General features: G+C 40.7%; 1 protein-coding gene (only partly in view). It reads right to left on the bottom strand.

Features of this window, described 5'->3' with window-relative positions; all coding sequences use genetic code 11:
* Positions 1 to 14,487, bottom strand: partial view of a hypothetical protein gene (locus tag AC3B6G_RS06445; RefSeq protein WP_489849589.1) — the 5' end (the start) only. Its footprint begins 23,886 nt before the window's first position; 14,487 of the gene's 38,373 nt are visible here — the first part of the coding sequence; the start codon lies at positions 14,485 to 14,487; the stop codon falls past the left edge of the window.
* Positions 14,488 to 14,682 lie beyond the last annotated feature (195 nt).

A 14,682-nucleotide genomic window follows, 5' to 3' on the forward strand; every position in this document is an offset into this window, starting at 1 on the left:
AGCGATCGAAGCTGCAGTGATGTCGCCACTTGCGGAATTAGCTAAGGAAGCAATGTTAGAACTGATACTACTGATAGCGGAACTAGCAGAACTACCACCACTGGCATTACTTGCGTTCGAAGCAGCCTTGATGGCAATATCAGCCATCGAACTGGCGACCGCTTGGTCGCTGATGGCCTTCGAAGCAGCTACTGAGGCACTTGCAGTCACACTACTTGCAACGGAAGCGGCACTCGTAGCAGCACTTTGGTAACCACTCATACCAGCTAAGGCAGTATTAGCTTGGGAAGCAAAGGTACTACCCAAACTATTGTTACCTTGCGCAAAGGCACTATTTGCTTGCGATACCAAGGAGTTGACTTGACTAGCCGCAAAACTAGCAGTGGTATTATTACTATTTGCCACACTAGCCGCACTGGATACTTCTGTGGAGTAACTTAATGCAGCGGATGATTGAACGATCGCATCGGATAAGGCCGCACTAGCAGTATTAGATGCCGATTTAGCAAGACTATTTTGACTGGATACCACGGAATCACTAGTGTTAGCACTGGCAATACTTGCAGCAAGCGAAGCATTGTTACTTACTGTGGTGTTGAAGCCACTAGTAGCGTTCGCAGCAGAAACCGCTTCACTAGCGTACTTAGAAGCGTCAGAGTTAGCAGCATTGGCACTGGAAGCAGCCGCACTCGTTGCATCTGACATACTATTAGCAGAACTAGAGTTCCCACTGTTGGCTCCACTTTGGGCGTCACTGTTGGCACTCGAAGCTTGACTGGCAGCGGAACTGGCAGTTGAATTATCGGCACTGGCAGCATTAGATGCGTCACTAGCAGAATCTGCAGCACTCTTAGCCGCACTAGCAGCGGAACTTGCTACACTAGAATCAGCCTTAGCCTTGGAATCAGCAGAACTAGCGGATTGTTCAGCGGATGAGGCAGCGGAACTATCCCCTTGTGAAGCAGCCGAACTGGCGATACTGTGAGCAATACTTGCTTGTGAAGCAGCCGAACTAGCATCAGAAGCCGCACTGGATGCGGTATTAGCATCTGAACTAGCTTGACTAGCATAACTAGAAGCCTTAGATGCATCTGATTGGGCATTCGAAGCAGCGGAACTGGCCGTACTTGCCGCACTCTTAGCAGTCGAAGCAGCGGAACTGATCGTACTGTTACTTGGGTTAGCAGAGGCCGCACTTGCGGCGGCACTAGCATTGCTAGAAGCTGCACTAGCTTCAGAACTAGCACTTTGGGCACTATTAGAAGCCGAAGCAGCATCAGAAGCAGCGGAACTGGCAGCCGAACTGGCGATCGATGAACTACTACCGGCTCCATTGGAACCAGTGGCAGCACTGGATGCTTCGCTGGCTTCACTGGAAGCCTTGGAAGCATAACTATCGGCGGCACTAGCAGCTTGGGCACTAGTCAAGGCCGCATCAACGGAGGCCTTCGCAGCATCAGCAGCTGATTGATCACTAGCCGCACGAACCGAAGCACTAGAAGCCGAACTAGCGTTCGATTGCGCAATAACCGCTTCACTTTGTGCATTCGTAGCATCTTGAGCAGCAGCTTGTGAAGCAGTATTTACAGAATTACTGTAAGCATCTCCAGAAGCTTGGTTACCAGCCTTGTAGTAACTATTGGCAATTGAAGCATAGCTAGAAGCGTTCGATGCCTGGTTACTTGCATCGGAAGCATAACTATCAGCACTGGAGGCAGCAGTACTTGCGGCACTCTTAGCACTAGCAGCTTGACTAGATGCGATCGCAGCGTCACTAGAAGCACTGGAGGCCACGGAACTAGCAGAGGTAGCAACACTAGATGCAGATGCAATCACGGGGTTACCAGAGTTAACGGCATCGTTAGCGATTGAAGCAATGGCACTAGATGTAGTATTGATAGCATTAGAATCATTGATGACTGCAGCATCAGCAGAACTGGTGGCACTAGCGGAATCAGATGCGATCTTAGCATAACTATCAGCCGAGTTAGCAGCTGTCCGTGCTTGGTTAGCAGCGTCACTGGCATTCGCAGCCGCGTTAGAAGTGTTAGATGCACTATTGCTACCTGCGGTCGCAGCACTAGCGGCCTTGGAAGCAGCCGAACTAGCACTATCGGCAGCATTGGAAGCAGCGGAACTATCATTAGCAGCGGCCGTAGATGCAGCTTGCGCCTTACTGTCTTCATTCTTAGCGTCAGCAGCCGCATTACTTGCGGCGATCGAAGCACTTTGGGCAGAATTAGAATCATTGCTTGCGACAGCAGCAGCGGAGGAAGCCGTGGAGCTATCACCCTTAGAAGCAGCGGAACTTGCTACACTTGCAGCAGAACTAGCATCAGCAGCCGCATTACTTGCGATAGCAGATTGTGAACTAGCAACCTTGGCATCTGAACCAGCTTGACTAGCCGCACTGGATGCGATCGCAGCTTGACTAGATGCATCGGAAGCAGCCGAACTAGCGACAATAGATGCAGATTGAGCGACAGAGTTAGCAGAGCTTATCGTGACATTACTTGCGTTCGCAGCCGCAATGGATGCCGCAGAACTAGCATAACTAGATGTCTTAGCGGAGTTACTAGATGCACTTTGAGCATTAGCAGAAGCAGAGTTAGCAGCATTCGAAGCATCAGAAGCATATGAACTAGCTTCAGAAGAACTACTACCGGCTCCATTTGAACCAGTGGCAGAACTAGCAGCGGAACTAGCGTCACTCTTAGCAGCAGAAGCATAGCTATCAGCAGCACTCGCATCTTGAGCTAACTTCAATTGTGCTTTAGCATCAGCATCAGCTGAAGAAGCACTACTTTCCCCCTTAATAGCTTGAGAAGCGGCACTTTGAGCAACTGAAGTGGCACTAGAAATAACTGTTGAATCATTTTGAGCACTATTGAACAAGATTTGTGCAGATGAAACAACATTAGAAGCTCTAGCCTCATCATAAGATAAGGCTACTGCATTACCAGCACTTGCATCAGAAGTAATGCTTCTATTAACATCATTAATTTGATTAACATAATCGGAAGCACTGCTCTTGTAACTAGCAAATTTTGCATAAACATTGGATGCTATGTTGTATTCGCTTGATGCAGCCAAATTAGCTGAACTAGCAGAACTACTATATGCAATTAATGATGATAAGTCACTGCCAACAGCAATTGAAGCATTCTTAATTACTGGATTTCCACTATTAACGGCATCATTAGCAATACTATGAATTGTATTTGCAATACTACTACCGTCATTATAATAACTATCGACCTTCACATATGCAGAACTAGCTTCTTCTGATGCTTGTTTAGCAGCATTCATTGATGCATTTCCAGAATCAGCGAGTGAAGCTATTGCACCACTGATACTAGTGGCATGGCTACTTGCGGATGAACCGGCTGAACTTGCAGCAGCACTGTTAGCAGTACTATTAGCACTTGAAGCCGTACTGTTAGCAGCACTAGCAGTATTATTATCAGCAGAAGCAGAAGCATTAGCAGCACTGGCAACATTTTCTTGATCTTTAGCATCAGCAGCTGCATTACTTGCAACAACAGAAGCACTAGCTGCCGTTGAAGAATCAGCACTCGCGATTAATTGAGCGGATGCTGCTGTGGAACTATCTCCCTTAGAAGCAGCAGAACTAGCCACAATTGCTGCTGAACTAGCATTATCGGCCGCACTACTTGCTAATGAAGCCGCACTACTTGCAGTTGTATTATCTGTTTGAGCTTTACTTGCTGCTATCGAAGCAATACTGCTTTGGGATTGGGCATCAGAAGCGGCAGAACTAGCCGTACTTGCGGCACTCTTAGCAGTCGCAGCAGCAGAACTAACGGTACTATTAGTTGGGTTAGCAGAGGCAACTTGGGAAGCTGCGCTAGCATAACTAGAAGCACTTGCAGCCTCATTGGAGGCACTTTGATCATTTTGAGATGCCGATACAGCATCGTTAGAAGCAACACTAGCGGCAGAACTAGCTACAGATGAACTACTACCGGCTCCATTAGAACCAGTTGCAGAAGCACTTGCTGCTCTTGCTTCACTGCTTGCTAAAGAAGCACTGCTGTCTGCGGCATCTGCTGCTTGGGCACTCATTAAAGCAACAGAAATTGTTGATAATTCATTAGAAGCATTTGTAGCGTCAGAAGAAGCTTGTTGAGCTGCTGCATCAGCTGAAATAGCATCATCAGACATAGTATTAGATGCTGTAGTTGCGTTACCTAGCATAGTATTAGCATCGCCAACATATTGATTTGCTTTATTGATCAATTCAGTTGCACTTGAAATATTACCATCAGCAGCATATGAAGAAATTAAAGTACTTAAACTATTAACAGCACTTGAATCTATAGTCGCATATGAAACAGCCCCCGAAATTTGTTTATCCCGAAAAATAGCTTCAACGTAAGCTGAATTGACAATTGAACTTTGCATATTAACATCACTCGAGTAATTAGTTAAAGCCACAAAAGCATTGCTAATTGTAATTGATGCACTAGAAATAATTGAGTTATTACTATTATAACTGTTATTAGCCAGACTAATCATAGATGATGCATCTTGTGAACCAATAGTATAGTAACTATTTACTGCAGAACTTGCAGAACTAGCACTAATGCTATCTTGTTTAATTTTATTAAGATTACCAGAAGCAACGGAACTAATTAAATTAATTTGACCAGAAATACTACCAGTAGCTGAACTAGCACTTGATCCCTTCCCAGAATTATCAGAAGCTGAACTAGCAGCAGTAGAAGCATCAATATAAGCTGAACTAGCAATAATAACAGCATTGCTTGCAATCGTATTGTCACTAGCTGCTACACTTGATGCATTAGAAGCAGTGATTTCTTGATGCTTAGCATCAGCAGCTGCCAGACTGGCAACTTCAGAAGCACTAGCAGCGACACTTGAAGCGGCACTAGCAATCAACTCAGCATCGCGAGCAGCAGACCTATTTCCTTGTTGGGCAAGTCCACTTGCCTCCAACGCAGCATTCTTTGCATTGCTAGCAGCAGTATATGCTGATGAAGCTGCAGAACTTGCTGTTTCATTATCATCAGAAGCTTTACTTGCCGCAATTGAAGCAATATTATTCTGTGCTTCAGCATCTGACGCGGCAGAGCTTGCCAATGAAGCAGCAGAACTAGCTAATGAAGCGGCAGAACTAACGGTTGAGTTCTTTACATTAGCAGATTTAATAGCTGCTGCTTGACTTGCATAACTAGCTGCACTAGCTGCATTTTGAGATGCACTAGCTGCATTTTGAGATGTTTCTTGAGCATCCTTAGCTGTAACACTTGCGGCAGAACTGGCAATTGAAGAACTACTTCCTGCACCATCTGATCCAGTTGCTGAATTGGAAGCAGCACTAGCTTCACTGCTTGCTAAAGAAGCACTACTATCCGCAGCACTAGCATCTTGAGCATTACTTAAAGCGTTATCAATATCAGCCTTAGCAGCATCAGCTTTAGCTTGATCACTAGCAGCCCGAGCCGAAGCACTGGATGCCGAACTAGCTGCTGATTGAGCAACGACTGCTTCATTTTGCGCACTTGTAGCATCAGTAGCTGCAGCCTTCGAAGCATCATTTACAGAAGCACTGTAAGCATCTCCTGATTCTTGATTACCAGCAGAATAATAACTATTAGCGATAGCGGCATTACTACCAGCAATTGAAGCTTTTTTACTGGCATCTTTAGCATAACTATCCGCATTGGAGGCCGCAATGCTAGCTGCACTATTAGCACTAGCAGCAGCACTAGAGGCAATTGCAGCATCGCTGGAGGCACTGGATGCAACTGAACTAGCTGAACTAGCAACACTAGAAGCGGATTGAATGACTGGATTACCGGAGTTAACGGCAGCAGAAGCGATTGAGGCGATGGCACTGGAAGCAGAACTCACGTCCGTTGAATCAGTGATTACTTGGGCATCAGCGGAACTAGTGGCGATTGCAGATGATGATGCTTCTTTAGAGTACTTATCAGCATCATTAGCAGCGTTGGAAGCTTCATTGGCAGCTGCACTAGCATCAGTAGCTGCATTCGAAGTATTAGCAGCACTTCCACTACCTGCAGCAGCTGCACTAGAAGCCACACTATTAGCGGAACTAGCAGTCGAAGACGCATCATGAGCTGTCTTACTATCATTAGATGCAGCAGTGGAGGCATTTGCAGCAGAAGTTTCTTGTGCAATTGCATCGGAAGCCGCATTACTTGCAGCGATCGAAGCACTTTGGGCTGAAGCAGAAGCGGTACTTGCAACTACTTGAGCTGATGAAGCAGCCGAACTATCACCTTTTGAAGCAGCCGAACTAGCAATGATGGCAGCTGAACTAGCATCAGTAGCAGCGGAGCTAGCTAAAGCCGCTTGACTACTTGCAACAGTGGCATCGGAACCAGCCCGACTAGCCGCACTGGAAGCAATACTACTTTGGGATTGAGCATCGGAAGCTGCAGAACTAGCTTGTTCAGCAGCACTCTTAGCAACTGACGTTGCGGAACTGACTGTCGAGTTCTTTGGATTAGCAGAAGCAATCTTAGCAGCATCACTGGCATTATCAGCAGCACTAGCGGCATCAACAGATGCACTTTGGGCATTCTTAGCAGCCCCTTGAGCATCGTTAGAAGCAACACTGGCGGCAGAACTAGCAATCGATGAACTACTACCGGCTCCGTTCGACCCTGTAGCCGAATTACTTGCGGCACTGGCTTCAGAGCTTGCCAAAGAAGCACTGCTATCAGCAGCACTTGCAGCTTGAGCACTCTCTAAAGCTTTATCAATATCAGCCTTAGCAGCATCAGCAACTGCTTTATCACTAGCTGCACGAACTGAAGCACTAGAGGCTGAACTTGCAGCTGAATTGGCAATGGTTGTTTGTGTTTGTGCATTAATAGCATCTTGAGAAGCGGCTTTTGAGGCATCCACCACAGAATCACTAAAAATATTTCCTGATGATGAATTACCTGTTGAATAATAGCTATTAGCAATTGAAGCGGCTGAACTAGCAACTAAAGCTTGGCTTTGGGCTGCACTTGCATAACTGGATGCATTTACAGAGGCTTGGATAGCAACACTATAAGCACTTGAAGCATCACTACTTGCAATCGTGGCATCGCTTAACATATTTGAAGCTACCGAGCTAGCAGAACTGGCAACACTTGATGCATCTTTAATTACTGAATTACCTGAATTCACAGAGTCTTTAGCAATGGAATTAATCGTACTAAAAGCCGTATTAATTGAATTAGAATCACTAATTACATCAGCATCAGCCGAACTAGTTTGTCCAGCAAAACTGGATGTTTGATCAGCAATATTTTTAGTATTTTTAGAGTAACTAGCTGCATCATCAGCAGTACTTGCGGTCTTAGCAACATCTAATTCAGTGGCAACTGTACTATAAGAAATCGCAGCCTTTGATGCATCAATTGAAGCTTTACTAGCAGCAGTACTAGCTTTACCGGCATTATCTGAAATTGCAGTAGAAGCATTTTTTGCAGAATCTAATGACGGGTTGACATAATTATTTAAAGCATCATTAGCTGCGGAAAGCGCAGATTTGGCACTAGTTAAATTATTTTGTTCAGAGTGACTCGCTATAGCACCATTAGCAATATTATTACCTATAAATTGCCAATCTTTAGCTATAGGAGTAACCGATGGATCTAATGGATTCCCGAGAGTATAAAGAATTGCTTTTGACAAAAGACTAGATGCATTAGAATTTTCTAAACTCCCACTACTATATGCAGCACTTGCTACAGCACTTTGTTGTGCTGCATCTGTTGATAAACTAGTTAACGTAGAAAAGGCACTCTTAATTACTGTAGATGCATTTGAAATAATAGCATTACTATTATCTTTTTTATTAATATCATTCACAGTGGTTTGAGCACTAGAAGCACTTAAATAATAACTATTTACCGCAATACTTGCAGAGTTAGTTTTTTTACTATCAGCTGAAATTAATGATAAACTCGAAGCAATTGAAGCATTAATATTACTAATAGATTTAAATATTGAAATTGCAGAACTAGTGTCATTATATGCATCAATATAAATACTTTCAGCATCATATGCACTACTAATCTTTGAGGATTCATAACTCATGCTTCCATTTAAAACATTATTCATACTAGTAGAAACACCATTAAGAGCTAAAGAATTAGCCGAAATTGTTCCATTATCTATTGAAGCTTGAGATGCCATTGATGTAGATGTGTTAACGTTACTCCATCCCAGAGTCAATTGAGATTTAGCAGCTGCACTATTACCTACTTTTGCAAATGAAATTACTGAATTTGCTTCTGTGATGGCGGAATTATTCGTTGAACTAAAGGCACTCAATTCACTTAGATTTGCACTTGCTTCACTAATTAATTCATAGTAAGAAGATGCTGTTGAACTCAACGAACCCATATTTAATAAAGCTGAACTCATCGCATTTATAGCATCATGAGCCGTACTGTTCACCATATTCAAAGGTTGACTAGCAGCTGATGAGTACCCAGGAATATTTAAAATAGATGCATTAGCAAATTCTGATTTCAATGTATCAGCACTAGATAACAAATTTGTTGCATTTGAATAAATATTAACTGCAGAAGTATAGTAATTTTCAATTTGTTGATAAGCTGCTGATGCAGATGTATAAACTGACATAGCACTTTCTGACTGTGCCGTATAAACAGAACTAGCAACAGAAGCAGATTGAATTATCTTATTTGCCGCATCGATATCCGCTTGACTGTTGTATCCCATTCCATCTAAAGATCCGCTGTTATTATTAATAACATTAATCGCATTTTTAGCTGCATTTGCGGCATCTTTTGCAGCATTAGCTGCAGATGATGCTTCTGAAGCAGCAGATGATGCTGATGCAATTGCAGATTCAACAGAGTTGGCTGCACTCTGAGCTGAACTTGCTGCTGACTGGGCTGAACTTAATTGATTTTCCGCAGATGTTTTAGCAGCAGATGCATTCCCTGAACTTGCATTAGATACAATTGCTTTAGCTGAAGCAACAGCAGCACTGGCTGCTTGACTTGCAACAGCAATACTATTCTTAGCATTAGAAATTGAGTTAACCGCATCTGAAGCGATTGAAGCATCTTTACTAGCTAATGAATTAGCACTACTAGCAACACTATTAGCAGAAGCAGCGATTGAAGCTGCAGAAGAAATCGTTGACTTAACACTGTTGATTGCACTTGCACTATTTGGGTTAACGATTGCTTCGGAATTAGCCTTAGAAATTGCAGCACTGGCTGCTTGACTTGCTGTATTTGCAGCGGAGGAAGCAACAGTACTTGCTGCACTAGCATCTGAAGCATCATTTGAAGCATTTCTTGAATCATTTTCAGTACTAGTTTGAGCATTATTAGCCTTAGATGTTGCTGAAGAAGCCACCATAGATGCAAAACTTGCAATTCCCTCATCTTCATCACCATTAGCTCTCACGGAACGGGCAAGAGAAGCTAACTGTCTTTCTGTATATGCTGTTTCACTTGCCACTTTAGAATCAGAAACCATTGCATTATATGCAGAAGTCAAAGAAGTAAACATAGAAGCAATAGCAACCGAACCTTGATTAACCTTTGTATCATTTATCGCAGTTGCTTGGGCATAGGAACTCAAAGTTGCAGAATTATTCAAAGCAAGTTGAAGAAAGGCTCCGGCCTCCAGTTGCTTGGTCGAATCCTTCGCGTATGAAGTTGCAATACTCATGTTTGCAATAGCTGCACTAGCTTCAGCAGAAGCATCATCAGCAGCTAACTGAGCTGCACTATTATTATCAAACATTTCTTGAATCATTGGAGCTAAAGTAGTTGCATAGCTATTAACAAGGGAAGCTTGATCATTTAACTTCTGATCATAAATATTAAGACTGTTAATTGCGCTATCAATGTATTTTACCTTTAAATCGGTTACGTTAGAATCGCTATTATCAAAGTTAGCAATCGATGCAGCGGAACTAACATTTCTAATAGCAATAGAAGCAAAAGATGCTGCTGTACTTACATAGTAACTACCATTTTGAAGGAACGAATCATATCCAACAGAATTACCATAAGCTTTAGCAAAGCTATCCGCAGCTGATTCTTCAATTGCGTACGAATTAGCATTAGAAGCATTTTCTGATGCAATTGAACCAGCTTTGATATAAAGACTTTCAGCTGTTGAGTAAGAATTATAAGCTGCTGATTGTCCACTTGCAGAAGCTTTAGCAGCTAAACTATTCATTTTACTAGCATAAACTGAATCAGCACTACTATATCCTGATTGACCAGCTTCTTCACTAGCAAAGTTATTGTTTTCACTAGAATTATTAGAATAGAAATCAATGGCAAGGCTATTAGCAGATTCAGCTGCTGAACTAGTAGCACTACTTGCTAAAGAATAGTTATTATTAGCATTAGTGGCATTTGTTATAATAGCAGCTTTACTACCAGGAGCCGTTACGTCAGGCTTATCAGTATATCCGTTTTCATACCCTAATTGATAATGAATACTCTTTTGATAGATTCCATTATCAAAAGCTAATGCAGCTTTCCCAGCATTATAACCACTATTATATTGTTGGCCATCATTAAATGAAGTTGCATCATCACCACTATTGTCTTTTCCATTAGCATTCGGCGTATTAGCTTCTCCATCTAAATAAGCTTGTAAATTAGTCTGGGAAGTAGTGTCCTTAACCGAATTTCTATGTGAATATACGATTGTAGTGTAATTTTGATTGGATGAATTAACCTTTTGACGTAAGTCATCAGGCACAATAAATGACCAATTCCCATTACTATCAGTTTTAGCTACGTATTGATTATTTGTAGATGGATCAGGATCAGTATTATCCTTTAACATCGTTGGGAGTTGAATGTTTGTATTTTGCGTTTGATTGTGAAGTGCATCTTGGTATTGATAATTAACCCGAATATATGATCCAGGAGTGGCATACCCACTCATGACCCCAGTAGTGGAATCATATTTAAGTCCACCAGTTAATGTATCAGGAATATGATCAAATTGAAGATAACGATTGAATGTCGAACCAGATGGCATCCCCGTTCCACCTGTAATCGTACCATCAGGGGCACTAGCAGTTACATTAAAGCTATCATTATCAAATCCAAAGTCTGCTTCTTTAAATGGGCCAAATGCAGTAGGATTATTAGGATTATTTGTTGCAGTAGCATATTGAGCATAGAAATGAACAGTCCCACTCATTAACTTACTACCAGATGCTTGATTTTTGCTTAAATCAAGAATAATTTCTTGTGGATCATTAACATTAAATGTTGCCGCACAATCAAACACAGTTGAATTACAAGTTGAATCTCCATCCATTGCTAATTGCATAATTGACGTTTTAGCAAAATTAACTAAACTTCCTTGTTGTAAATGGACCAAAGAAATTTGAGTTTGTGTCCCTGTATTTGATAAATTAACTTTTAATTTTCCTTGATTATCTAATTTAACATTAGAATTTGGTGCTAAATCAATTAAACCAGTTCCTTGTTTAACATCACCATATGTTGCCCCACCAGATTGGTTGTAATAAGCATAGATATTCCCATGAGGATTGGTATCTCCATTGCTACCTTGTGCAATAACATTAACCGATGCCCCATCAGTAATATTTACATTTCCTTGTCCGGTTGACATAATCGCTGCTGGTAATTGGGCAGGATTAAAAGAAGGTTTCCAACTATTTCCAGTTTGAACAATTGGTAATCCTGTAAGCATTTGCGGATTAATGTTAAGAGTAGCTCCCGCGTCAACATTTACAGTCCCATCCTGCAACATAATAGCTGAACCAATTCCTTTATTACTATTTTGTCCAGTTCCTAAACCAGTGATGTTCATATTTACAGTGGTGCCATGATCAACAGTAACTTTACCATTATCAGCAACATTAACAGTATTACCATTGTAGGTATATCCATTGAAAGTAACTCCAGGCAAGAATTCAACAGTTTTGGCATTAACAGTATCGTTACCATTACCATTTCCAGATAAAGAAGCGTTTCCACTGTTGTAAGTAGTACTACTATTATAATTTGCTTGGTACCCATTCACATTATATTGAATTCCGTTCGTTCCAGTATTAGTAGTGTTTTTTCCAAAATCCAAATCACCAACTGTAAAGTTTTGTCCAGTATGAATGTGAATATTACTTAGGGTTGGATCATCACCAGTACTGTAATTTGGATTAGCAGTATCTGCTGGATTATTTTTATTACCAAAATAAACATTAGCAGAAGGTGCATTTACTAGTGCTGCCCCTTCATATGCAAAATTATCAAAGTAGAAGTTAGCGTTTGCATTAGTAGTTGTTACTGGTCCATTTTCATTAGTCCCAAATGTAATTAAATTTTCCATTGTAACATTGTTATTAGCAAACTGATATGAAGCTCCTGCAAAGTCAATTGCATTACTATCCCCATTTGCTTGAAGACCATTAATAACAATATCATTCGATCCACATGAAACTGAAGAGTCAGAAGAAGTATAGCTAGCTGAGGCACTGGTAAGAGCAAAATTTGAATCAACATTAATTTGAGTTACTGAACTATTTTGCATTGCGGCATCAAAATCAGTAGCATTATAAACATTTACAACTCCAGAAGCAGCAGACATGTTACCAGCAAAAGCATCAGCATTTGATGCGATGGCACTTGTGGCGTTAGATGCAGCTTGAGCATAACTACTAATAGCTGTACTACCAACGTTTAAACTGTTTAAAATATTACTAGCGTTTGCTGAATAAGCACTGGCATTCGAAATGGCAGCACTTACTTGAGCACCAATACTGTAGATGCTATCTTGATTTTGATCATTAGCATTAGACAACGTGTTAAGAGCCGTTGCCAATGAACCAACTGCTGAAGCAGTATAACTAACATAAACACTATCAACCATTGCTTGATTATAGTTAGATTTCTGGTCAGCATATTCTGAAACAGCTGATTTATATGCGTTACTAGCATCTACGTTTGGATAACGAATTGCTAAAATCCGTGCCTCATTAAGTGGTTGTGATAATCCACTAACTAATGCTTTAGCGTTGTTAACAGTTGTTGCAGCACTACTTAATGTCGCAGCTGTATTGAAACTATTTAATGCTGATTGAATTCCTGTAATCGTTGAAAAATCAGCTTGAGAATCTTCTAAATCACGATAAGTTAATTCTTTATCATTGACGGTACTATTATTAGCAGCCATAGAACTAACCAATGCGTCATTAATATCAGGATTGATTTCGATAATATATTGAAGTTGATTAGCACGAGCGTTCAAAGAATTCATTTGTTGAGAATTAATATCAACTTGATTAGCATAACTCACAGCCATATTAGCAGTTGACATTGCTGATTTAGCATATTCAACGTTACTATTTGGTTGTTTAGCATCCATACTAACATATTGATGTGTTTGTAGGTTTGCTTCAAGAACTTGATTGGCATTCGATGAAGCTGTTAAAGAAAGCTTTTGCGCATTTTGGACAGTACTTCCTAACGCATTAACAGCACTAGATGCTAATGATTGAATATTTGAATCTGTTAATTTCAAGTTTTTCAGGGTATTGGTTGTTGTATCAGCAACCACACTAATACTGACATTCACGTTACTAATCGCACCAGAAGATTGAACTGCTTTAGATAAAGCACTATTAGCAATATCAACAGCACTATTATTTTGATTTTCAGCCATTAGGCTCGTAGCCGAAGAAACAAAAATATTATTGGAACTAGAACCGTTAGTAACAACAGGTGATGAAGAAGATGTCGCACTTGTGAATGAATTAACTGCACCAAGACTAGTTCGAGTAGTCGAAACGTTAGCATTAGCCTGATTCATTGTTTTTTGATCCAAAGCAAGCTCACTACTGGATTGTGATTCTTGAGATTGTGTGTTGTTCTGCATTTCAATACTTGCTGTAGTTGAAGTATTTACACTTGTGTTAGCACTACTCTTTAAAGAGTAAGATCCACTTGTCGTAGCGTTACTGCTATAATCTTTGGTTACACTACTCGATACAACAGAATTACTTGATTGTACAATTGCGCTACTAGATTCAACATTAGCAACAGAAGTATCGTTAATGGAGCTGCTACTACTTTCAACCACATTAGATGAATTAGTATCAGCTGTTTCTACAGAATGATCAGATACAGAAGCAGATTCATAACTCGAAGATTTCTCCACACTAGCAGATTCTGTACTACTGGATTCTGCGCTCACCACAGACTCATTCGTAGATGAACCAATATCCCCGTTGCTATCAGATGAACTACCATAGTCACTACTATGATTAGCATCATTCGTGTCGGCATGAACTGTTGTATCATTGGAGTGCATTATCTGCGTAAATCCGTATCCACCAATAACCGTAAATAAAGAAGCGGAAACAACAACCCATTGTTTCTTAACCTTTTTCATTATTTTTTTATCATTTACTTTTTTAAATTCAAATTTATTATATATCATTTCTATTTAGCCCTCATTGATTAATTCCTTATAACTACATTACATATAATTCTTATTTTATTATGGAATGACAATAATAGCAAATTTGTTTAAGAAATATTAAAAATTATAATTTCTGTAAATTACCTAAAAAAAATCCTCACCTACTGAACATTTCTGTCCAACAGATGAAGATTTTTTAATTTTTAAAATTCA

The organism is Nicoliella sp. ESL1149 (genome assembly GCF_058107265.1).